Genomic DNA, 20879 nt, shown 5'->3' with positions numbered 1-20879 from the left:
CGAGATGCCCAACCGCCAGCCCTGGCCGACCAGCAACGGCAGCAGCCGCGACCGGCTCGCCGACGGCTACAACACCGCGCCGAACAGCACCGGTCGCCACCCGGCACCGCGTGCCACAGACCAGCAGAAGGCCGACGCCCTGCGGGCCGCCGCCGACCGCGGTGCCCAGCTGTCCCCCCGCCTGCGCCTGCAGCTCGGGTTCGCCGAGCTGGACCGCACCCGCACCGACAAGCAGGAGGACTGACCCATGACCAGGACCACGACGACGACCGGCGCCTCGCTCGACCCCGACGCCGCCCGGCAGCAGCTGGCCGCCACCGAGGAGCGCGCCGCCGGGCTGCGGGCGCAGCTTCAGGCCCACACTGCCGAGCAGGCCGTGGCCCGCGAGCGCCGGCTGACCGAGTTCGACCGGGCCGCCCTCGCCCAGCTGGCCCAGCGGGTGGAGACGGCCCGCGCCGAGGAGACGGCCGCCGTCGAGGAGTTCCGTGCCGCGGTCATCGCCGATCCGGTGTTCGGCGCCTACGTGCGGCACCGGGCCGCCCGGCACGCCCGCGCCCAGGCGGTCGACCAGCTCGGCCAGACGCACCGCCGGCTCGGCCAGGAGCCGCCCCGCCAGCCGCTGCAGGGCGGCGTCGACAACAACCTGTTGGCCGACCTGGTGAAGATCGTCGAGACCGAGGGTCGGCGCCTCGCCGCCGACGAGCTGGACGAGTTCCACCAGCGCCGCGACGCCGCCGGCGACGGGGAGACCTCATGACCGGCCGCGACCGCCCCGACGGCCGCCGGGTGCCCGACGTCTACGAGACGACCACCCCCACCGGTGTCCGGGTCCGGGTGGTGCGCGACCCGGACTCCGCCGCCCAGGTCGTCACCGATCTGGCCACCGGCCTGCCCTACGAGCCGCCGACCCACCGGACGCCGGTCGACGACGGGGTGACCGACGCCCAGCTGGACCGCCGGTGGGTGTCCAGCGAGTGGTGGGCGATGAAGCCGGTCGTCGACCCGTAGCCGCTGTGGCCGACCACCGCCGTTGCCTGGTGCACCCGCCGGGCAGCGGCGGTCGGGGTCAGCACCTCTGCACCACGGAGACGACCAGGCCGGCCAGCCCGACCAGCGTCGCCGTGCGGGGGTCGGCCAACGCCTGCGACGCGGCGGCCAGCGTGCGGCTGGTGATCTTGCGGAGCTTCTTGAGTGTCATCACGTTGCGGAGGTCTGCGAGTCACCGCCGTTCTGCTCGCCGCCCGACAACCAGCGGCCGATCACCTGGGGGGACACCCCTCCCCCCACCCCTCGACCCCGACCGTCCATGAGGTGGCTCGGGAGTCGGCACACCCCAATCGATCCGCCCTGTACCGCCCTGGAGGCACCTTCATGACCGAGACCCGCGCCCCTGCCGGCCTGCGCACCTCTGGCCGCCGGCTGTGGCAGGCGGTGGTCAGCTCCTACGAGCTGGCCGAGCACGAGCGGGCACTGCTCATCGAGGCGTGCCGCACCCTTGACCTGCTGGACCGGCTCGACACCGAGGTGCGCCGCGACGGCCCGGTGATCCAGACCCCGCAGGGGCTTCGGGCGCACCCGGCCGCGGTCGAGGCCAGGCAGCAGCGGCTCACCTACGGCCGGCTGCTGGCCGCCCTGCGCCTGCCCGATGACGACACCGGCGATCAGCCGGCGTCCAGCGGCCGGCCCCAGCGCCGCGGTGGCGCCCGCGGGTTCTACTCGCTGCCCGGCGGCGCATCGTGAAGCGCCGAGCTGTCCCGATGGGCGCCGATGCCGGCCGGCCGCCGGCCGAGCTGCTGACGTTCGACGTCCGCGACTGGCTCGAAGAAGTCAGCAACGACGACCACGCCCTGCGAGTCGCCCGTGCCCGGCAGCGCCACCAGGCGGCCTGTGAGGCGTGGACGGCAGCTACCGGCCTGTCAGTCCTCCGCCCGATGCATGGCGAGTCGTGGAGGGACTATCGCCGGCGGGTCGGCCCATCGCCGACGGCCTCAGCTGCGGTCATGAAAGCTCGCCTAATCGCTCATATCGACCCGTAGCAGCGGCGCCAACTGTGGGCCGAGGGGTCAGCGGGCTTGTTTTCCCAGCTCAGCGCGTACACCCCCTAACGGTCCAGGTCACGTCTGCAAGTGCACTTGGGCGAGACGTGGAAGCGACTCGCCGTCGGTGTGCGGCTTTCGTCGGTCTGGAGGTGTAGCGTCCCTGTTGCCAAGACGTTCCCGACCTCCCGGTCGGGTACGAGTTACACGACCGACCTTCGGAGGTCACGCATGTCGGCGAAGCCGCACCTGCAGTCCGTCACCGATCAGCCCACCTTCGGCGAGACGGGTACGCCGCCCGCCCAACCGTCGACCCCTGCCGCGCCGCCGGCCGGGGGGCCGCCTCGTGGTGAAGGCGAGGGAGCGGGAAACCGCGCCGCTCTCCGCCAGCGGGCGGAGAAGAGTCTTCCTACCGACCGACTGAGCTTCGAGAAGCAGGTCGAGGCGCTCAAGTGGATCGCCCAGCTCAGCGGGCCGGGCAAGCGTCCGGTGACAGCCGAGGAGATCTCGGCGTCCCTGGGCCTGAAGGGCAACACCGGAGGGCTCAGCAACAAGTTCTTCCGCGACAGCGGCTGGATCGAACCAGGTGGTCGTGGGCAGTACGTGGCCACTGATGGACTGGTTGCGTTTCACCGGCACTTCGGGATGGACTCGACTGACCTCGTTGGCGCGCAGGCCTACTTGCTCGGCTCCGCCCGTGCCAGCTGGTACTGGCAGGAGATCGAGGGCATGGTCCAAGGGGCGGGCGTCCGCACTGCGGCGGTACTCCATGCACTCGCGCGTGCCGCTGGCGCCTCGGCCAACCACAAGGAGCAGCTGGAGCTTGTTGTCGAGTGGCTTGAGTGGCTCGGGCTGGTGAGCCGCGACGGGGAAATCATTGCTGCCAACTCTTTGGCCGCGGTCAGCAAGTCTGTCAGCGAGACCGAGGAGCAGACGTCAGTCCCCGACGCCGGTGAACTGATGTTGGACGACCAGACTCCCGTCGCCGAGGACCACCCCGACGACATCGGCGAACAGTCGGACGGTCAGGCGACGTTGGCGGCACCTGTCAACCCGGTGGTGGACGCGGCGATCGTCTCCATGACCTTTAGCGTTCGGATCACGGCCGACGACGCGGTGAAGCTGAGTGACGACCAGCTCAAGACGTTGCTGGCCTTCGCGGAAAAGCTGCGCAGCTGATACGCGCATGAGCTGAGGAGCCGCCCAGGCCGGAGATAATCTGCCAAGACGTCCCCGACGGCCTGGGCGGCGTCCTCGATTCGCAATCTTACTCCTGCGGTGACCCGTGGGATGGCGCTCGGTGTCTGACCAGTCTCTACGGGGCCGCGTTCCACAGTTGGCGACAGTCTCCAAAGGGGGCCGCACGGCCACGCTCGGTCGGCCGACAGCGATCGCAGGTGCTGGCCCGGCCTCCGCTCGTGCGCCGCGTCGTCAAGATCGCCATGGCCCCGGCGGCGCGGACCGGCATGACGGTCACGCCGCCGTGCTCACCATGGCTGCCGTCGGGGGCGATGGCCGCGCAGCCGGTCGCCGCGCGGACACAGCTCAGGGTCGTGGGAGTCTCACGGCATGGAGTGGGCTCAGCTGGCCTTGGAACTGGTCCGGGCTGTCGCCTGGCCGCTGGCCGTCGTAGCGGCGCTCTGGTGGCTGCGCGAGCCGATCCGCGAGCGCCTTGGCAACGTCGAGAAGGTGTCCGCGCTTGGGGTGGATCTTGAGATGGCGACTCGCCGGGTCGAGAAGGAAGCCAGGGAAGTCGCGGACGCACTGGTCGAGCCCGACAAGGCGGCCGACACCGGCGAGGAACTGCAGCAGAACGCTCACGACCAAGCCGACGTTCGGGATGAGGTCCACGTCGAAGTGACCCCCGGTGCAGGGCCGGCTGGCCCGGCGCAAACGGTCTACCCAGACCCGGTCCAACCGCAGTTGACGGACGGGCAGCGCCGGGCCATCGGCGAATTGGTGCAGCAAGCAGCCGAGTGGGGTCGCGTAAGGGAGCAGGCCGGTCTGCCAGTCGAGGGCGCCCGCCTCGACTGGCGCGACGGCATACCGACCTTGGTGACCCCTACGATGCCGGGGCCGACGCGATCGGCGCGCAACGCCAGGGCCAACAACCTCAACAAGGTGGACCAGATGCTGCTGGGGTCGGGCGTCGCGCGCCGACTGGAAGCGCGGGTCGATGAGCTGGATAAGGAGCGACGCCGAGCCCGGCAATTCGTCGTTGGGAACCCGGCGGAGGCCGCGGCGGCTGAAGAGCGGTACCAGGAAGCGGTCCAGCGCCTGTTCGCCGCAGATCCCGAGTCCCCCTACCTGCCGTAGCCGGTGGCCACGTCTTCCTCTGCGGAGCCGCCACCCGGGTCGGCCGGCAGCGACCGCAGGTGCCGGCCCTGGCCCACTGGCGCTGCACCGTGTAGGACACTCACGCCCGCTACTGGCCGTCCGGCCACCGCACCCACGCATCCTGCCGACCGTTGACCCACTGGCCGTCCTGAAGCACCTCGACGGCGCGCGGCGGATCGATGCGGCGCGGGTCGTCGACGTCGGTCACGGTGTCGACCGTAGGCAGCCAGACGGCACGTGCGGGGGCATGCCTGAGTCGCCGGGCAGGGTGGAGAACTGTCAACGCATTGTCAACGCACCGCTGACTCTGCCGTCCCAATCTGGCTGAACGTGTCGCGGCTGTCGCGCAGGGTCAGCAATCGACCTGCCCGTTCGGACAAAGCCCAGGTCAGAGGCGCGTTGACAATCGATTATGAGTCCCATGCTCTGACCGGCTGAGCTACCGCCCCAGGGCGTTCACGCTAGCGGTCGCCCTCAGTCGCTCGGCACGGTGCTGCCCAGCACGCGCCCCTCGGCGTCGAGCGCCTCGACGGCCAGGTACGCCGGGTCGCCGTCCACCGGCAGTCGGGTCTCGAACCCGGACCGGGCGACCGGCTCCCCGGCCTCGGCTGCCACCTCGTCCTCCCCGGCGACCAGCCGCCAGGAGGCCACCTCGGTCGCACCGTTCCAGCTGACGTACACGGCGCCGTCCTCCAGCACCGCGTCCGGCGGGTCCGCCGGCGTCGCGCTCCACTCGGCTCGGTACGCGCGGTAGTTGTCGCCGCTGCCCAGCGCGGCGTCCCAGAGCAGCGTGCCGTCGGCGTCGAACTCCGAGTAGTACGGCCGCGATCCCCACCCGATGAACACGTTGCCGTTCGGCAGCACCTCCAGGCTGCCCTGGCTGCCGGCCAGTCGGTCGGGGTCGGGCGGCAGGTACTCGGTCACCAGCGTCGCCGTCCCGGCCTGCTCGTCGAGCGCGAGTCGCAGCCCACGCGAGGTCGGGCCGATGTCCGGTTCGGACTGGTTGTCGAACAGCGTCAGCGTGCCGTCGGCCTGCCGCTCCGCGTCGTGCTGCCAGGCGAACTCCACCCCGTCACCGAGGTCGAAGTCGCTCTCCTCGCCGCCCAGGGTCCACAGCACCTCGCCGGACTCCCGGTCGACGTCGTAGACCCCCCAGGTGTTCCTCGCCGAGATCAGCAGCGACCCGTCGGCGTCCTCGGCGACCGAGTTGACGTGGAAGTAGTCGAACGGCTCCTCTTCGGTGCCGCCGTCGTCGGAGAACTCGCTCTTGGTCGCCTCCAGTGGCACGTGGTCCAGCGACCGCCAGGAGAACAGCACCTCACCGGTGTCGACGTCGACCTCCTGGACGACGTTGTCCCACACCCAGCCGTCCTCGGGGCCGCCGACCGGGGTGAGGTCGATCTGCTCCTTGACGTAGGCGGCGATCAGCGCGGTGCCGTCGGAGGTGAGCCGACCCTCGTGGATGTCGGCCTGGCCCGGCTCGACGTCGTCGCCGGTGGTGATCGTGGCGATCTCCCGGTAGGAGTCGTCGACGACGACGAACTGCCCGAGCCCCATCCCGACCACCGGGCTGGTGCCCTGCCACCAGGTCAGCACCGGCTCGCCGTCGAGCTCCTGCACGCGGACGTCGTAGCTGCGGCTCTCGGTCGAGTGGATCCAGATCGGCTCGCCCGTCTCGTCGACGATCAGCACCCCGTTGAGCGGCGCGCCCTCGCTCTTCGGCCCGAGCAGGACGACCGACCCGTCCGCCTCCGGTGCGGCGGCCGCCGTGGTGACCTCGATGTCGGGGGCGGTGAGGTCGGGACGGCTGACGTACGCCGGCACCGCGGGCCCGACCGAGACCTCGGCCTCCTCCTCCGCCGCCGCGCCGCCATCCGCGCCGCAGCCGGCGACGAGCGCCAGTGATGAGATGCTGGCGCACAGCGCGAGGGGCAGGGACCGGGTCCGCGGCATGCGGGGATCCTCGCAGGGGCCGGGGATCGGCGCAGGCGCCGCCGACACCATGGACATTTTCGACCCAGAATGTCCACGTGTCGCGCAGATCGACGCCCTGACCTGCTGGATCATCCGCCTCGTTGGACCACTCCAGTCCCAGACGTCTCATCTGCACCGCTCCGCACTGGCGCAGCAAGGTCACGATCAGGCAAACTGTCGATCGGTTGCTCCTGGAGCCGCCGAGGTACGAATGCAGTCATCGCGCGACAGGTCCGTTGGGGAAGACGAACCAGTCGAGTCGATGGAGGTGCGCCGTGCAGCGACGGTCAACCCAGGGTGTCGTCTTCGTGCACGCGTGCCCGAAGGCGCTCTGCCAGCACGTCGGATGGGCGCTCGAGAGCGTCCTCGGCGCGCCGGTGTCTTTGTCGTGGGCTGACCAGCCCGTGGCGCACGGGGCCTACCGTGCCGAGATCGCCTGGACGGGCGCACCCGGCACGGGGGCCAAGCTCGTCGCTGCCCTCAAGCAGTGGCCGATGCTGCGCTTCGAGGTCACCGAAGAGGCCAGCCACGGCAACGACGGCGAGCGCATGTCCTACGTGCCCGGGCGCGGCGTGCACCGGTCGCCGGTCAGCGCCAACGGCGACCTGGTCATCAGCGAGCAGCAGCTGCGGCACCTGGCCGCGACCGCCACCTCGGTGGAGGCCTTCCGGCACGGCGTCGACGCCCTGCTCGGCTCGGCCTGGGACGCCGACCTCGAGGCCTACCGCTACGCCGGCGACGCCACCCCGGCCACCTGGCTGCACCAGGTCGTCTGAGGACCTGCTCGCCACACTCGTGAGCGCGGCGGGCAGTGGGAGCGGACGGCGTCCTGACTCGACCGCCGTCTGCTCGTCCTCCCGCACCGTGTGGGCACCCACCCCACGGCAGACCGCGCGGTAGGTCCCCCCACGATCAGGTCACCTGATCCAAGGGGCCCACGACGCACGACGGCCCGGCCCCCTCTGCGGAGGGGGCCGGGCCGCTGTACGTGCTGGGCTCAGAGCGGGATGTTGCCGTGCGCTCCCCGGCCGGAGGGCGCCTCCGCCAGCGCGGCGACCAGCCGGCGCTTGGTCTGCGTCGGCTCCACGACCTCGTCGACGACGCCGATCTCCCGGGCGCGGTTGACCCCGCCGGCGATCCGCTCGTGCTCTGCGGCCAGCTGGGCGTGCAGCGCCTCCCGCTCCCCGGGCGGGGCAGCGGCCAGCTTCTTGCGGTGCAGGATGCCGACGGCGGCCTTCGCGCCCATCACGGCCACCTCGGCGCCCGGCCAGGCGAACACGGCGGTGGCGCCCAGCGAACGGGCGTTCATCGCGATGTAGGCGCCGCCGTAGGACTTGCGGGTCACCAGCGTCACCCGCGGCACCACGGCCTCGGCGAACGCGTGCAGCAGCTTCGCGCCGCGGCGCACCACGCCGTCCCACTCCTGGCCGACACCCGGCAGGTAGCCGGGGACGTCGACCAACACGACCAGCGGCACCCCGAAGGCGTCGCACATCCGCACGAACCGGGCCGCCTTCTCCGCCGACGCGGAGTCCAGGCAGCCACCCAGCCGCAGCGGGTTGTTGGCGATCACGCCCACCGTCCGGCCGGCCAGCCGGCCCAGCGTGGTCACCACGTTGGGCGCGAACCGCGGGTGCAGCTCGAGCCCGGGGCCGTCCAGCAGCGAGGCGACCAGCGGCTTGACGTCGTAGGCCCGGTTGCGCTGCTCGGGCAGCAGGGCCATCAGGTCGACGGTGGGTTCCTCGGCGGCCGGGGCGAAGGTGCCCTGGGCGGCGAGCAGGTCGACGGCCTGGCGCGCGGTCTCCAGCGCCTCGGCCTCGGTGTCGGTGACCACGTGCACGACACCGGAGCGCCGGCCGTGGGTGTCCGGGCCACCCAGCTGCTCCTGGTCGACGACCTCACCGGTGACCGAGCGGACGACGTCCGGGCCGGTCACGAAGACCCGCCCGGCCGGGCCCATGATCACCAGGTCGGTCAGTGCCGGCCCGTAGGCCGCCCCACCCGCGGCCGGGCCGAGGACGACGGAGACCTGGGGCACCCGCCCCGAGGCGCGCACCATCGCGGCGAACACCTCACCGACCGCGTGCAGGGCGGTGACGCCCTCGGCCAGCCGCGCCCCACCCGAGTGCCAGATCCCGACGACCGGCACCCGCTCCCGCAGGGCGGTGTCGATCGCGTCGACGATGTGCCGGCAGCCGTCCAGGCCCATGGCACCGCCCATGATCGTGGCGTCGGTGCAGTAGGCGACGGCGGGGGAGCCGGCCACGGTGCCCTGGGCGGCGAGCGCCCCCGAGGTGTCCCGAGCCGTCAGCAACTGCATCGAGCCGGGGTCGAAGAACCGGGCGAGCCGGTCCTCGGGGTCCCGCGGGTCGACGGTGGGAGTGGTCGGCGGTGCGGCGGAGACGGTGGTCATGAGCAACTCCTCGAAGCGCGGGTCGGGAGGGTGCGGCCGCGCTGCAGGGTCCCGCTGCGAGGTCGCGTGTGGTGGAGGGCAGCGGGGTCCTGCGTCACGCCGTCGTGAACACCAGGGCCATGTTGTGGCCGCCGAAGCCGAACGAGTCGTTCAGTGCGGCGGAGAAGGTCGCCTTCCGCGGTTCGCGGCGGACGATGTCGAGGGCCTGGACGGCGGCGTTGTCGTCGGGGTCGTCGAGGTTGGCGGTCGCCGGCACGATCTGCTCGCGCAGCGCCAGGATCGAGAACACCGACTCCAGTGCACCGGCTGCCCCGAGCAGGTGCCCGGTCTGGCTCTTGGTGGCGGTGACCAGCGTGTGGTCACCGATGGCGTCGTGGATCGCCGAGGCCTCGGCGGTGTCGCCGATCGGGGTGGAGGTGGCGTGGGCGTTGACGTGGCCGATGTCGGCCGGGGTCAGCCCGGCGTCCCGGATGGCGGCGGCGATCGCCCGCCCGGCGCCCTCACCCTCGGGGTGCGGGGCGACGAGGTCGTAGCCGTCGGCGGTGCCGCCGGCACCGGCGAGCCGGGCGTGGATCCTGGCGCCGCGCGCCTTGGCCGCGTCGGCGCGCTCCAGGACGAGGGCGGCAGCGCCCTCGCCGAGCACGAACCCGTCGCGGCCCTTGTCGAACGGGCGGGAGGCGCGCTGGGGCTCGTCGTTGCGGGTGCTCATCGCGCGCATGGCCGAGAAGCCGGCCATCGGCAGCGGGTGCACACAGGCCTCGGTGCCGCCGACGACGACCATGTCGGCGCGGCCCAGGCGGAGCAGGTCCAGCCCCCAGCGGATGGCCTCGGCGCCGGATGCGCAGGCGCTGACCGGGGCGTGCACCCCGGCCTTGGCGCCCACCGCGAGCCCGACCGCAGCGGCGGGGCCGTTGGGCATCAGCATCGGGATGGTGAAGGGGGAGACCCGCTTGGGACCCTTGGCCTCCAGGATGTCGTCCTGGTCGAGCAGGGTGACCGCGCCGCCGATGCCGGTGCCGAAGACGACGGCGATCCGTTCGGGGGCGACGCCGGAGTCGGCGCCGGCAGCGTCACGCCAGGCCTCCTCGGCGGCGATCACGGCGACCTGCTGGCTGCGGTCCAGCCGCCGGATCCGCACCCGGTCCAGCACGTCGGCCGGCTCGGTGGACAGCCGGGCGACGAGCTGGGCCGAGAAGTCCTTGGCCCAGTCGTCGGTGATCCGGCTGACCCCGGACCGGCCGGCCAGCAGCGCCTCCCAGGTGGAGGCCACGTCGCCACCGAGGGGCGTGGTGGCGCCGAGCCCGGTGACGACGACGTCAGCGGTGGGGGTGCTCATGGACGTTCCTCCTGGGAGTAGCTGGGTCTGGCCGGACGGCCGGGTGGTGGAGCTGGTCGGCCACCCTTCAGGGGCCCGCGCCGAGCTCGCGGCGTGGCGGGAAGGGTGGTCCTCCCTCAGCCCTGGTTCTTCTCGATGAACGACATCGCGTCGCCGACGGTCTTGATGTTGGCGAGCTCGTCGTCCGGGATCGCCACGCCGAACTTGTCCTCGACGGCGGTGGCGATCTCCACCATCGACAGCGAGTCGACGTCGAGGTCGTCGGTGAAGGACTTCTCGGGGGTGGCGTCGGCGGGGGCGACCCCGGCCACCTCCTCCAGGATCTCGGCGAGACCGGCCTGGATGTCTGCGGTGCTGGGCACGCGGGGTCCTCTCTCTGGCGTGGGTGGCGGGAGCCCGGGAAGGTCCCCACCTCGTCCGGGACGGGTGTCCCGGGGGTCTGTGGCCGGTCGGTCGCGCGCCTCAGGGGAGGCGCAGCACCTGACCGGCGAAGGTGAGCCCGGCGCCGTAGCCGAGCACCAGGGCCAGGTCACCGGACTTGGCCTCACCGGACTCCATCAGCGCGGTGAGCGCCAGCGGGACGGAGGCGGCCGAGGTGTTGCCCGACAGGACGACGTCCCGGGCGATCACGGTGTCCTCGCCGAAGCCGAGCTTCTTGGCCATCGACTCGATGATCCGCAGGTTCGCCTGGTGCGGAGCGAAGACGTCGATGTCGGCGGCGGTGACGCCGGCCTTCTCCATCGCCTCGATCAGCGTCTGGGTCAGCTTCGTCGTGGCCCAGCGGTAGACGGCCTGACCGGCCATCGTCATGGTCGACCGGCCGGCGGCGATCTCGATGGCGGTGTACTGGTCGCCGTCACTGCCCCAGGCGACCGGGCCGATGCCCGGCTCGTCGGTGGGCCCCAGGACGGCGGCCCCGGCCCCGTCGGCGAAGATCACCGCGGTGCTGCGGTCGGTCTGGTCGGTGACGTCGGAGAGTCGCTCGACCCCGACCACCAGCACGTTGGTGGCCTCACCGGTGCGGATGGCGTCGTTGGCCACGCTGAGCGCGTAGCAGAACCCGGCGCAGCCGGCGTTGAGGTCGAAGGCGCCGGGGCGGGGGATGCCCAGCCGGTGCGCGACCTGCGGGCCGATGCCCGGGATCGGGGCGGTCAGGCTCGCGCTGGCCACGATCACCAGGTCAATCTGGTCCGGGGCCAGCCCGCTCGCCGCCAGCGCCTTGCCGCCGGCGGCGATGGACATGTCGACCAGCGTCTCGTCCTCCGACGCCCAGCGGCGCTCGGCGATGCCGACCCGGGACTGGATCCACTCGTCGTTGGTGTCCATCACCTGGGCGAGCTCGTCGTTGGTCACCCGGCGGCGGGGGCGGTAGGAGCCCAGGCCGAGGATGCTCGCGCCGGGGGCTCCTTCCCGCAGCTTGATGGTGGTCACGCGGACACCTCCGGGTAGAGACGGGCGATCGGGTCACCGGCGTCGACGAGGTCGCCGTCGTGCACGAGCCACTCGGCGAGGACGCCGTCGTAGCCGGTGGAGACGTTGACCTCCTCGCGCCGGCTCTGCACGGAGCCCAGCGGGCTGCCGGCAGGGAGGCGGGTGCCCTCGGGGACCTCCGCCGGGCGCACGGTGCCCCGGACGGGGGAGACCACGACGCGCCAGTCGGGGGAGTGCTCGGCTTCGGCCCGGCCGCGCTCGGCGGCGATCAGCTCGCGGGCGCGGTCCAGGTCGGCGGGGCTGGTCAGCGCCAGCACCTCGATGTCCGAGCCCTTCCACTCGCGCTTGGCCAGGCCGGCCAGTGCGCCGGCGGGCGGCAGTTCCAGGACGGCGGTGACCCCGAGGTCGCGCAGGGTGGCCAGGCAGGCGTCGAAGCGGACCGGGCTGGTCACCTGGCTGACCAGCCGGGAGAGCACCTCGGCGCCGTTGTCGACCGCGGCGCCGTCGGCGTTGGAGAGCAGCAGCCGGCTCGGGTCGGCCGGGCGGAGCCCACCGATCAGCGCCTCGAGCTCCCCGCGGGCGGAGGCCATGTGGTGGGTGTGGAACGCCCCGGCCACCGACAGCGGCATGATCCGCGCCTTGGCCGGCGGGTCTGCCTTGAGGGCGGCCAGGCCGTCGAGCGGGCCGGCGGCGACGATCTGCCCGCCACCGTTGCGGTTGGCCGGCACCAGGCCGTGCTGCTCGAGGGCGGCGAGCACCTCGTCGGGGTCACCACCGAGGACGGCGGACATCCCGGTCGGGGTCTGCGCGCAGGAGCGGGCCATGGCCCGGCCGCGGACGGCGGTCAGCGCGATCGCCGCCTCGACGGAGAGGACACCGGCCAGTGCAGCGGCGGTCAGCTCGCCGACGCTGTGCCCGGTGATCACGACGTCCCGCCCGGCGTGCGGGGAGTGCACCACCGGACCGGGCATCCCGCCGAGCTCGCGGGCGATGAACAGGCTCATCGCGACGACGAGCGGCTGGGTGACCGCGGTGTCCTTGATGGCCTCGGCGTCACCGGTGGTGCCGAGCTCCAGGAGGTCGGCGTCGGCGATCGCACCGGCCCAGCGGAAGAAGGACTCGGCGCCGGGGAGCTCGAGCCATTCGGTGAGCATCCCGGGCTTCTGTGCACCCTGTCCGGGGGCGAGAACGGCCAACACGCGTCCACCGTGCCAGCCCGGGGGCCTCCGCGGGCTGGCATCGCCCACGAAGATCCACGGCCTCTTCTTGGAGGATCCCTCCAAACGAGGGCCCGGCAACCCGACTGCGAGGCCGCGTGTCGGGCCGAGAGACCACAACAGGCGGCCCCTCAGTGCCAGAGGGAACGGCCACCCTCGAGCTGCGCGAGGGCCAGTGCCAGCTGCAGCGTCCAGGCTCCCCGCGGGTCGGTGGCCGAGTAGCCGGTGAGCTCGGCGGCCCGCTTGAGCCGGTACCGCACGGTGTTGGTGTGCACGAACAGCGCCCGGGCGGTGGCCTCGAGGTTGCCCCCGTTGCCCAGCACGGTGCGCACGGTCTCCAGCACCTCGGCGCCGGCCGCCTGCAGGGGCGCCACCACCCGGTCGGCCAGCGCGGAACGGGCCAGGGGATCGCCGTCCAGCGCCCGCTCGGGCAGCAGGTCCTCGGCCTCGACCGGCCGGGGCGCGCCGGGCCACGCCGCAGCGGCGCGCAGCCCGGCCAGGGCCACGGTCGCGGACTCCCCGGCGTGGGCCAGCGAGTCGACCCGCGGGCCGAGCACCACCGGGCCGGGGCCGAACTCTCGGCACACCCGGGAGGTGATCTGGGCCAGGTCGGCGGCACCGCCGAGGACGACGACCAGCTCGTCGGCGTGCACCCCGACGAGCACCTCGCAGCCCAGCGACCGGGCCGCCCGGCGGACGGCGGCGCGGGCGTCGTCCTCACCCGGCGGTGCCGAACCGACCAGGACGACGACCGGCTCGGTCTCCGTCCAGCCCAGGGCCGCGGCCCGGCCGGGCAGCTCGTCGGAGCGGTCACCGCGGACCAGGGCGTCGACGACCAGCGCCTCCAGCCGGGCGTCCCACGCGCCGCGGTTCTCGGCGAAGCTCGCGTAGACGTGGGCTGCGGCGAAGGCGATCTCCCGGCTGAACTGCAGCACGGTCAGCCGCAGCCGGTCGGCGTCGCCGGGCTCGGCGACCTGCTCGACCCGGTCCTCGACCACCTCGACGGTCACCTTGATCAGGTCGACCGAGCGCTTGAGCGGCACGGCCTGCATCAGCTCGCGGGGGGCGGCGCCGAAGACCTCTCCGGTCAGCCGCGGCGGCCGGCCGGGGTTGCGGCACCACTCGACCAGCGAGGCGATGCCGGCCTGCGCGACCAGGGTGACCCAGGACCGCTGGCTGGCGGGCATCGCCCGGAACCAGGACAGCTCCTCGTCCATCCGGGCCACCGCCTGGGTGGCCAGGGCGCCCGAGGAGCGCTCGAGCCGGCGCAACGTCGCCTCCGAGGGCTGTGTGCGCACCGGACCTGCTCCCATCCCACCAGCCTGTCACGGCGCACCCCGCGTCAGGGATCGTGGAGCGGTGCACACCGCTCCTCCGGGTCACCCCGTCCCCGCCGCCCGTCCGGGGGCCCGCCGATGAGCGGGCTGGACTCCCGGGTGCTGCTGGCCCCCCAGGACGGATCGCTGGGCCCGCTGCTGCGGATGGCCGACGACCGGCTCGGCGCGGCCACCGGTTACGGGCGGCACGCCCACACCGACGTCGACGTGGTGGCGGTCGTGCTCGCCGGCTCGCTGCGGCACGCCTGGGGGCGTGAGGCCGTGCTGGGGGCCGGCGACGTCGCCGTCCTGCGCGCCGGCCGAGGGCTGGAGCACGACGAGGTGGCCGGCGCCGGGGGAGCGCACGTCGTCCAGACGTACCTGCGGGCCGCCGACCCCGGGGCGCAGCCGACGCACGACGTCCTGCTCCGGCCGACCGGGTGGGTGGACCTCGGCCGGCCCGACGCCCGGCTCTGGGTGGGGGAGGCCGGCGCCGAGGTGCCACCCGGGCTGCGGGTGCTCGCCCGGGACGGCGAGGTGACCGTGGAACCGGGGGCCGGGCCGGTCGAGGGCCCGGCCACCGTCCTGGTCTGGCAACTGGACGCCGCCCGGCCGGCCTGGGCCGACTGACCTGGTGCAGGTGCTGAGCCCTGCTACAGACTGGCCGCATGCCTGCCGACGCATCCCTCGCCGCTGACCTGCTCGCCGCCGCCCGCGCCGACGCCGACCGCACCGTGGACCTGCGCCGCCGGCTGCACCGCCAGCCCGAGGTCGGCCTGCAGCTCCCGGCGACCCAGGCGATGGTGCTGGCCGCGCTCGGGGACCTGCCGATCGAGCTGACCACCGGCACCAGCACGACCTCGGTGGTCGGGGTGCTGCGCGGCGGTCGCCCCGGCCCCACGTACCTGCTGCGCGGGGACATGGACGCGCTCCCGCTGACCGAGGCCACCGGTCTGCCGTTCGCCTCCGAGGTGCCCGGGGCGATGCACGCCTGCGGGCACGACACCCACGTGGCGATGCTGGCCGGCGCCGCGCGGCTGCTCGCCGAGCGCCGGGACAGCCTGGCCGGGCAGGTGGTGTTCATGTTCCAGCCGGGGGAGGAGGGCCACCACGGCGCCCGCTTCATGCTGGAGGAGGGGCTGCTCGACGTCGTCCCCGATGCCCCGGTCAGCGGCGCGTTCGCGCTGCACATCTCCACGGTGTTCCCGACCGGCACGATCAACGTGCGGGCCGGCGCCATGATGGCCTCGGCCGACCAGTTCCGGATCACCGTGCACGGGCGCGGCGGGCACGCATCCACCCCGCACCTGGCCGCCGACCCGGTGCCGGTCGCCGCCGAGATCGTGCTGGCGCTGCAGGCGATGGTCCCCCGCCGGGTCGACGTCTTCGACCCGGCCGTGGTCACCGTCGGGCACCTGGAGGCGGGCACCAAGGACAACATCATCCCGCCGTTCGCGGTCATGGACGGCACGATCCGCACCCTCTCGCCGGAGCGGCGGGCCGACGTCCTGGCCTCGGTGCAGCGGGTCGCCGAGCACGTCGCCGCCGCCCACGACCTGCGGGCGGAGTTCATCCGGGTCGAGGGCTACCCGGTGACCGTCAACGACGGCGAGGTGGCCGCCCAGGTGACCGCGGCGGCCGCGCAGTTGCTGGGTGAGCAGGCCAGCACCGTCATGGCAGCGCCGCTGATGGGTGCCGAGGACTTCTCCTACGTGCTGGAGCAGGTGCCCGGCGCGATGGCCTTCCTGGGCGCCTGCCCGCCGGAGCTCGACCCGGCGACCGCCCCGGGCAACCACTCCGACCTGGTCATCTTCGACGAGGACGCCCTGCCGGCCGGGGTGGCGATGTACGCCTTCATGGCGGCCCAGGCCCTCGCCGGCTGACGCCGCGTGCCCTGGGAGCCGCCGCTTGCCCCGACCCACGGGGCCGGCTGCGGCAACGCCGCACGGGCGTTCTCGCTGGCGCGTGTGGGTGCGCACTCACCGCACGAGACAAGGACCCGGCTGGCCCTGCTCGGCGCGGGCCTGCCCGAACCGTGGGCGAACTGGTCGACATCCCGCGTCCGTCACCCCGCACCAAGACGATCCCCCCGCACCGTTGTCGGTGCGGGGGGACCGTCTTCGGTCGGGTCACCTGATCGTTGCCGGCCGGTGGCCGCGGGGGTCAGGTGGCGGGGTGGTCGTCCGTGCGCTGTTCCTCCGGAGCGGCCTGCTCGTCGCGCTCCTGGTACTTCTCCAGCGCCTGACGGACGACGTCGCGGTCGATCTCCCCGCGCTGGGCCAGCGAGGCCAGGGTGCGGACGACGACCGCCTCGGCGTCGACGTGGAAGTGCCGCCGGAGCGCCGGTCGGGTGTCGGAGAGCCCGAACCCGTCGGTGCCCAGGCTGGCCAGCCCACCGGGGACGAACGGCGCGATCAGGTCCGGAACGGCCTTCATCCAGTCCGACACGGCCACGATCGGGCCCTCGGTGCCGCTGAGCCGCTGGGTGACGAAGGGGACCTTCGGCTCCTCGGCCGGGTGCACCAGGTTCCACTCGTCGGCCTCGAGCGCCTCGCGGCGCAGCTCGGTCCACGAGGTCACCGACCACACGTCGGCCGACACCCCCCAGTCGTCCGCCAGCAGCTCCTGGGCCCGCAGCGCCCACGGGACGGCCACCCCGGAGGCGAGCACCTGCGCCTTGGGCCCCTCGGTCTGCGGGCCCTCGGCGTAGAGGTACATGCCGGCCAGCAGACCGGACACGTCCAGGCCCTCGGGCTCGGCCGGCTGCCGGTAGGGCTCGTTGTAGATCGTCAGGTAGTACATGACGTTCGGGTCGCGGTGCCCACCGAGCGGAGCGCCCGGGTCGTTGCCGTACATCCGCGCCAGGGCGTCCTTGGTGATGTGCCCGACCTCGTAGGAGAACGCGGGGTCGTAGGTGACGACGGCGGGGTTGGTCGCGGCCAGCAGCAGCGAGTGCCCGTCCTCGTGCTGCAGGCCCTCACCGTTCAGCGTCGTCCGGCCGGCGGTGGCGCCCAGCAGGAACCCGCGGGTCATCTGGTCGGCGGCCGCCCAGATCGAGTCGGCGGTGCGCTGGAACCCGAACATCGAGTAGAAGATGTAGATCGGGATCATCGCCTCGCCGTGCGTGGCGTAGGAGGTGCCCGCGGCGGTGAACGACGCCGTGGAGCCGGCCTCGTTGATCCCCTCGTGCAGGATCTGTCCCTGCTTGGACTCCTTGTAGGCCAGCATCAGCTCGCGGTCGACCGACGTGTAGTTCTGCCCGTGCGGGTTGTAGATCTTCTGCGTCGGGAAGAGCGAGTCCATCCCGAAGGTGCGGGCCTCGTCGGGGATGATCGGCACGAAGCGCGGGCCGAGCTCCTTGTCCTTGATCAGCTCCTTGAGCAGCCGGACGAAGGCCATGGTGGTGGCCACCTCCTGCTTGCCCGAGCCGCGCCTGAGGACGTCGAAGGCCTTGTCCTCCGGCGTCTTCAGTGGCTTGTGCTCCGACCGGCGACGCGGGATCGAGCCACCCAGCTGACGGCGCCGCTCGAGCATGTACAGCATCTCGGGGGAGTCCGGGTCGGGCTTGTAATAGGGCGGCAGCGTCTTGTCCAGCTGCTCGTCGGGGATCGGGATCTCCAGCCGGTCGCGGAAGCCCACCAGGTCCTCGGCGGTCAGCTTCTTCATCTGGTGCGTGGAGTTCCGGCCCTCGAAGTGGCTGCCCAGGGTGTAGCCCTTGATGGTCTTGGCCAGGATGACCGTCGGCTGGCCCTTGTGGTCCATCGCGGCCTTGTAGGCGGCGTAGACCTTGCGGTAGTCGTGGCCGCCGCGGGCGAGCTGCCAGACCTCGTCGTCGGTCATGCCCTCGACCAGCTTGCGGGTGCGCGGGTCGCGGCCGAAGAAGTGCTCGCGGACGAAGGCGCCGTCCTCGGACTTGTAGGTCTGGTAGTCACCGTCGGGCGTGGAGTTCATCAGGTTGACCAGCGCGCCGTCGCGGTCGGCGGCCAGCAGCTTGTCCCAGCCGTGGCCCCAGATCACCTTGATGACGTTCCAGCCGGCGCCGCGGAAGAAGGACTCCAGCTCCTGGATGACCTTGCCGTTGCCGCGGACCGGGCCGTCGAGGCGCTGCAGGTTGCAGTTGATGACGAAGGTGAGGTTGTCCAGCTCCTCACGGGCGGCCAGCCCGATCGGGCCGAGCGACTCCGGCTCGTCGGTCTCGCCGTCGCCGAGGAAGGCCCACACGTGCTGGTCGGCGGTGTCGGCGATGCCGCGGTTGTGCAGGTAGCGGTTGAACCGCGCCTGGTAGATCGCGTTCAGCGGGCCGAGCCCCATCGAGACGGTGGGGAACTCCCAGAAGTCCGGCATCAGCCGGGGGTGCGGGTAGGACGACAGCCCGCCGCCGGGGTGGCTGACCTCCTGGCGGAACCCGTCGAGCTGGTGCTCGTCGAGCCGCCCCTCGAGGTAGGCGCGGGCGTAGATGCCGGGGGAGGCGTGGCCCTGGAAGTAGAGCTGGTCGCCGCCGCTCGGGTGGTCCTTGCCCTTGAAGAAGTGGTTGAAGCCGACCTCGTAGAGCATGGCCGACGACGCGTAGGAGGAGATGTGGCCGCCGACGCCGATGCTCGGCCGCTGCGCGCGGTGCACCATGATCGCGGCGTTCCAGCGGATGGCGTGGCGGATCTTCCGCTCGGCCTCCAGGTCGCCGGGGAACCACGGCTCCTGCTCCGGCGGGATCGTGTTGATGTAATCGGTGCTGCGGAGCGCGGGGACGCCGACCTGCTGCTCACGGCTGCGCTCAAGCATGCGGAGCATGAGGTAGCGGGCGCGGTTCCGACCGGCGTGGTCGACGACCGCGTCGAGGGACTCCAGCCACTCCTGGGTCTCCTCCGGGTCGGTGTCCGGGAGTTGGCTGGCCCGCCCGTCGGTGATGACCGCACGGGGGCTGCCGAGGGTGCGGGCGGGGTCTCCGTCCGACTGCTGCGTTGCGCTCATGCCCCCATCGTCTCCTGCCGAGGCGGCGCGCGTCACGTCCGCCCCGTGTCGTGTCCTGCCAGGCGGGACGGCGGCGCAGCCGTGCCGCCCGGTCAGGGCCTTGCGCCTGCCCGTCCATGCCCTACGCTCCGCTGCAACGGTGGCCCGGACAGCGTGGGCCCGGACCCCGCCAGACGCGGGGGACGGGCACGCCAGGGGCCGCCTTCCACCCGGGCAGAGGGGGTCGGGTCGAGTCCACGAGAGGTCCCGACCAGGCAGTCTGGGCCAGGACAGGGCACCATCCCCCCAGGACCATCGCACCGGCGCACCACGCGACGAGGCGCGCAAGACCGCACAGCAGCACACGAGACCGTCCGGGCCAGACCGGGCAGCCGAGCACACGGAGGAACAGCAGGGATGAGCGTCGACTCGGGCAGCACCAGCATGGCTGCCCGGCTGGGGATCAAGCCGGGCATGGTCGTGCAGGAGCTCGGCTGGGACGAGGACGCCGACGAGGACCTGCGCGACTCCGTCGTCGAGCTCGCGGGCGGCGAGATGGTCGACGAGGACTCCGACGAGGTGGCCGACGTCGTCCTGCTGTGGTGGCGCGACGAGGACGGCGACCTGATCGACGCCCTCGTCGACTCGATCGCCTCGCTCGCCGAGGACGGCGTCGTCTGGCTGCTCGTGCCGAAGTCCGGGCGCCCCGGCCACGTCGAGCCCGGTGACGTCACCGAGGCCGCCCCCACCGCCGGGCTCGCACAGACCTCCAGCATCTCCGCGGCCAAGGACTGGTCGGGCATCCGGCTGGTCACCCCGAAGGCAGCCCGCTCCCGCCGCTGAGAAAGGACCCCCTCGCCCCCCACCGCTCGCGAGCTCGCGGCGGGCCCCTGCGAGGGGGCCGACGAGCCGGCGGATGAGGCCTCAGCCGGGCGCCCGCGCCGGAGGTGGGGCACGATCGCGGGATGAGCCTCTCCGTCGGCGACGCCGCCCCCGAGTTCAGCCTGCCCGACCAGGACAAGCAGGTGGTCTCCCTGGCCGGGCTGCGGGGGGCGCCGGTGCTCGTGGTCTTCTACCCGTTCGCCTTCTCCGGCACTTGCACCGGCGAGCTCTGCCAGCTGCGCGATGACCTGGACACCTACACCGACGCCGGGGTGCAGGTGGTCGCCATCAGCACCGACCCCACCTTCAGCCTCAAGGCGTTCAAGGCCGAGCAGGGGCTCACCTTCCCGCTGCTGTCGGACTTCTGGCCGCACGGGGCGACCGCGGAGGCCTACGGGGTGTTCAACGAGCGGGCCGGGATGGCGCTGCGCGGCACGTTCCTGGTCGACGCCGGGGGCACGCTGGTCTTCACCGAGGTCAACCAGCCCGGTGACGCGCGGGCGCAGTCGGGTTGGAAGGACGCAGTCAGGCAGCTCGTCGCGGCCTGAGCCGCCGTCCCACCGCAGTCCCTCGGGCGGCCAGGGTCCGGGCGACCTCCCGCTACCCTGGCCGCACGGGCGCGTAGCTCAGCGGGAGAGCTCTCGCCTTACAAGCGAGCGGTCGCAGGTTCGATCCCTGCCGCGCCCACCCCCACACCCACGCCGCAACTGCGGGCCGGCGTCGGCGACGTCAGGGCACCGGCCGTGCCCCGGTCTCGGTTCCGGCCGAGGTGGTGGTGAGGACGACGGTCGCCCCACCGGCCTCGACCGCCTGCAGCGTCCGCAGCTGGAGCAGCGCCGGCTGCTCGGCGACCATCCGCGCCGCGTTGGCCAGTGCCCGGGTGGCCGCCACCGCGGAGCGGGCGCGCTCGAGGGCGGCCTGCCCCTGGGCCCGCGCCGCGGCGACCTCCGCGGCGGCCCGCCGCAGCTCGGCGGGCACCATCACATCGCG

General features: G+C 73.0%; 20 protein-coding genes, 1 tRNA gene and 1 pseudogene. 12 read left to right on the top strand and 10 right to left on the bottom strand.

Features of this window, described 5'->3' with window-relative positions:
- From IN07_RS23365 to IN07_RS25550, 3 genes are all read left to right on the top strand, one after another.
- A partial coding sequence (locus IN07_RS23365; protein WP_197058618.1) for a hypothetical protein occupies positions 1-244 on the top strand: 244 nt, incomplete at its 5' end.
- 3 nt (positions 245-247) lie between these two features.
- Positions 248-757 (top strand): hypothetical protein, encoded by a 510-nt coding sequence (locus IN07_RS23360; protein ID WP_036341460.1) that lies wholly within the window; start codon positions 248-250, stop codon positions 755-757.
- Entirely contained in the window at positions 754-1008 is a 255-nt protein-coding gene (locus IN07_RS25550; RefSeq protein ID WP_036341457.1) for a hypothetical protein, read from the top strand. The genes IN07_RS23360 and IN07_RS25550 overlap by 4 nt, the downstream gene beginning before the upstream one ends.
- 58 nt (positions 1009-1066) lie before the next feature.
- Here IN07_RS25550 and IN07_RS26820 read toward each other — a convergent pair whose 3' ends face one another.
- Positions 1067-1198: a hypothetical protein gene (locus tag IN07_RS26820; protein ID WP_269429985.1), complete on the bottom strand. Its 132-nt coding sequence runs from the start codon at positions 1196-1198 to the stop codon at positions 1067-1069.
- A gap of 173 nt (positions 1199-1371) precedes the next feature.
- Between IN07_RS26820 and IN07_RS23350 the strand changes: the two genes are divergently transcribed.
- The 3 genes from IN07_RS23350 to IN07_RS23335 all read left to right on the top strand — a co-directional run bounded on the left by IN07_RS23350 (position 1372) and on the right by IN07_RS23335 (position 4352).
- Positions 1372-1740 (top strand): hypothetical protein, encoded by a 369-nt coding sequence (locus IN07_RS23350; RefSeq protein WP_036341454.1) that lies wholly within the window; start codon positions 1372-1374, stop codon positions 1738-1740.
- 527 nt (positions 1741-2267) lie between these two features.
- The gene (locus IN07_RS23340; RefSeq protein WP_036341448.1) at positions 2268-3215 is read left to right on the top strand and encodes a hypothetical protein; all 948 of its coding nucleotides are present in this window, start codon (positions 2268-2270) and stop codon (positions 3213-3215) included.
- A gap of 390 nt (positions 3216-3605) precedes the next feature.
- Entirely contained in the window at positions 3606-4352 is a 747-nt protein-coding gene (locus IN07_RS23335; protein ID WP_036341446.1) for a hypothetical protein, read from the top strand.
- Positions 4353-4847: 495 nt separating this feature from the next.
- On the opposite strand, the gene IN07_RS23330 is transcribed toward IN07_RS23335, so the two are convergent.
- A complete protein-coding gene (locus IN07_RS23330; protein ID WP_052091704.1) occupies positions 4848-6326 on the bottom strand; it encodes an arylsulfotransferase family protein in 1479 nt (492 codons plus the stop codon).
- Positions 6327-6622: 296 nt separating this feature from the next.
- Here IN07_RS23330 and IN07_RS23325 point away from each other — a divergent pair, with 296 nt between their 5' ends.
- Positions 6623-7123, top strand: coding sequence for a DUF3145 domain-containing protein (locus IN07_RS23325; RefSeq protein ID WP_036341444.1), 501 nt, complete (start codon positions 6623-6625; stop codon positions 7121-7123).
- Between the two features lie 221 nt (positions 7124-7344).
- On the opposite strand, the gene IN07_RS23320 is transcribed toward IN07_RS23325, so the two are convergent.
- The 6 genes from IN07_RS23320 to IN07_RS23295 all read right to left on the bottom strand — a co-directional run bounded on the left by IN07_RS23320 (position 7345) and on the right by IN07_RS23295 (position 14042).
- Positions 7345-8760 (bottom strand): acyl-CoA carboxylase subunit beta, encoded by a 1416-nt coding sequence (locus IN07_RS23320; protein ID WP_036341442.1) that lies wholly within the window; start codon positions 8758-8760, stop codon positions 7345-7347.
- Between the two features lie 94 nt (positions 8761-8854).
- On the bottom strand, positions 8855-10096 hold the full coding sequence (locus tag IN07_RS23315; protein WP_036341440.1) for a beta-ketoacyl-[acyl-carrier-protein] synthase family protein: 1242 nt from the start codon (positions 10094-10096) through the stop codon (positions 8855-8857).
- Positions 10097-10212: 116 nt separating this feature from the next.
- A complete protein-coding gene (locus tag IN07_RS23310; protein WP_036341438.1) occupies positions 10213-10458 on the bottom strand; it encodes an acyl carrier protein in 246 nt (81 codons plus the stop codon).
- A 100-nt stretch (positions 10459-10558) separates the two neighbouring features.
- Positions 10559-11527 (bottom strand): beta-ketoacyl-ACP synthase III, encoded by a 969-nt coding sequence (locus IN07_RS23305; RefSeq protein WP_156119362.1) that lies wholly within the window; start codon positions 11525-11527, stop codon positions 10559-10561.
- A complete protein-coding gene (locus IN07_RS23300) occupies positions 11524-12726 on the bottom strand; it encodes an acyltransferase domain-containing protein (protein WP_036341436.1) in 1203 nt (400 codons plus the stop codon). The genes IN07_RS23305 and IN07_RS23300 overlap by 4 nt, the downstream gene beginning before the upstream one ends.
- A gap of 149 nt (positions 12727-12875) precedes the next feature.
- Positions 12876-14042 carry a PucR family transcriptional regulator gene (locus IN07_RS23295; RefSeq protein WP_231558549.1) on the bottom strand — a complete coding sequence of 389 codons (1167 nt, stop codon included), beginning with the start codon at positions 14040-14042 and terminating at the stop codon, positions 12876-12878.
- Positions 14043-14159: 117 nt separating this feature from the next.
- Here IN07_RS23295 and IN07_RS23290 point away from each other — a divergent pair, with 117 nt between their 5' ends.
- Positions 14160-14690, top strand: coding sequence for a pirin family protein (locus tag IN07_RS23290; protein ID WP_036341430.1), 531 nt, complete (start codon positions 14160-14162; stop codon positions 14688-14690).
- A 38-nt stretch (positions 14691-14728) separates the two neighbouring features.
- Positions 14729-15943, top strand: a complete 1215-nt coding sequence (locus IN07_RS23285; RefSeq protein ID WP_036341428.1) for a M20 metallopeptidase family protein — start codon at positions 14729-14731, stop codon at positions 15941-15943.
- A 280-nt stretch (positions 15944-16223) separates the two neighbouring features.
- On the opposite strand, the gene aceE is transcribed toward IN07_RS23285, so the two are convergent.
- Entirely contained in the window at positions 16224-19028 is a 2805-nt protein-coding gene (gene aceE / locus IN07_RS23280) for a pyruvate dehydrogenase (acetyl-transferring), homodimeric type (RefSeq protein WP_052091703.1), read from the bottom strand.
- Between the two features lie 396 nt (positions 19029-19424).
- Between aceE and IN07_RS23275 the strand changes: the two genes are divergently transcribed.
- The 3 genes from IN07_RS23275 to IN07_RS23265 all read left to right on the top strand — a co-directional run bounded on the left by IN07_RS23275 (position 19425) and on the right by IN07_RS23265 (position 20576).
- Positions 19425-19850: a DUF3052 domain-containing protein gene (locus tag IN07_RS23275; RefSeq protein ID WP_036341425.1), complete on the top strand. Its 426-nt coding sequence runs from the start codon at positions 19425-19427 to the stop codon at positions 19848-19850.
- A 122-nt stretch (positions 19851-19972) separates the two neighbouring features.
- A complete protein-coding gene (locus IN07_RS23270) occupies positions 19973-20437 on the top strand; it encodes a peroxiredoxin (protein ID WP_036341422.1) in 465 nt (154 codons plus the stop codon).
- Positions 20438-20504: 67 nt separating this feature from the next.
- Positions 20505-20576, top strand: a tRNA-Val gene (locus tag IN07_RS23265).
- 42 nt (positions 20577-20618) lie between these two features.
- Here IN07_RS23265 and IN07_RS23260 read toward each other — a convergent pair.
- A pseudogene (locus tag IN07_RS23260) lies at positions 20619-20879 on the bottom strand (SPFH domain-containing protein); the annotation flags it as partial.

It is taken from the genome of Modestobacter caceresii (genome assembly GCF_000761485.1).
GTDB lineage: Bacteria > Actinomycetota > Actinomycetes > Mycobacteriales > Geodermatophilaceae > Modestobacter > Modestobacter caceresii.
Note: the sequence above shows the minus strand (reverse complement) of the source record. Positions and strands in the feature narration are given on the sequence as shown.

Bases quoted from the DNA above. Each gene is read 5' to 3' on its own strand.
- IN07_RS23360 (WP_036341460.1), top strand. From the start codon at position 248: ATGACCAGGACCACGACGACGACCGGCGCCTCGCTCGACCCCGACGCC.
- IN07_RS23335 (WP_036341446.1), top strand. From the start codon at position 3,606: ATGGAGTGGGCTCAGCTGGCCTTGGAACTGGTCCGGGCTGTCGCCTGG.
- IN07_RS23350 (WP_036341454.1), top strand. From the start codon at position 1,372: ATGACCGAGACCCGCGCCCCTGCCGGCCTGCGCACCTCTGGCCGCCGG.
- IN07_RS23340 (WP_036341448.1), top strand. From the start codon at position 2,268: ATGTCGGCGAAGCCGCACCTGCAGTCCGTCACCGATCAGCCCACCTTC.
- IN07_RS25550 (WP_036341457.1), top strand. From the start codon at position 754: ATGACCGGCCGCGACCGCCCCGACGGCCGCCGGGTGCCCGACGTCTAC.
- IN07_RS26820 (WP_269429985.1), bottom strand. From the start codon at position 1,198: ATGACACTCAAGAAGCTCCGCAAGATCACCAGCCGCACGCTGGCCGCC.
- IN07_RS23275 (WP_036341425.1), top strand. From the start codon at position 19,425: ATGAGCGTCGACTCGGGCAGCACCAGCATGGCTGCCCGGCTGGGGATC.
- IN07_RS23285 (WP_036341428.1), top strand. From the start codon at position 14,729: ATGCCTGCCGACGCATCCCTCGCCGCTGACCTGCTCGCCGCCGCCCGC.
- IN07_RS23270 (WP_036341422.1), top strand. From the start codon at position 19,973: ATGAGCCTCTCCGTCGGCGACGCCGCCCCCGAGTTCAGCCTGCCCGAC.
- aceE (WP_052091703.1), bottom strand. From the start codon at position 19,028: ATGAGCGCAACGCAGCAGTCGGACGGAGACCCCGCCCGCACCCTCGGC.
- IN07_RS23290 (WP_036341430.1), top strand. From the start codon at position 14,160: ATGAGCGGGCTGGACTCCCGGGTGCTGCTGGCCCCCCAGGACGGATCG.
- IN07_RS23320 (WP_036341442.1), bottom strand. From the start codon at position 8,760: ATGACCACCGTCTCCGCCGCACCGCCGACCACTCCCACCGTCGACCCG.
- IN07_RS23330 (WP_052091704.1), bottom strand. From the start codon at position 6,326: ATGCCGCGGACCCGGTCCCTGCCCCTCGCGCTGTGCGCCAGCATCTCA.
- IN07_RS23315 (WP_036341440.1), bottom strand. From the start codon at position 10,096: ATGAGCACCCCCACCGCTGACGTCGTCGTCACCGGGCTCGGCGCCACC.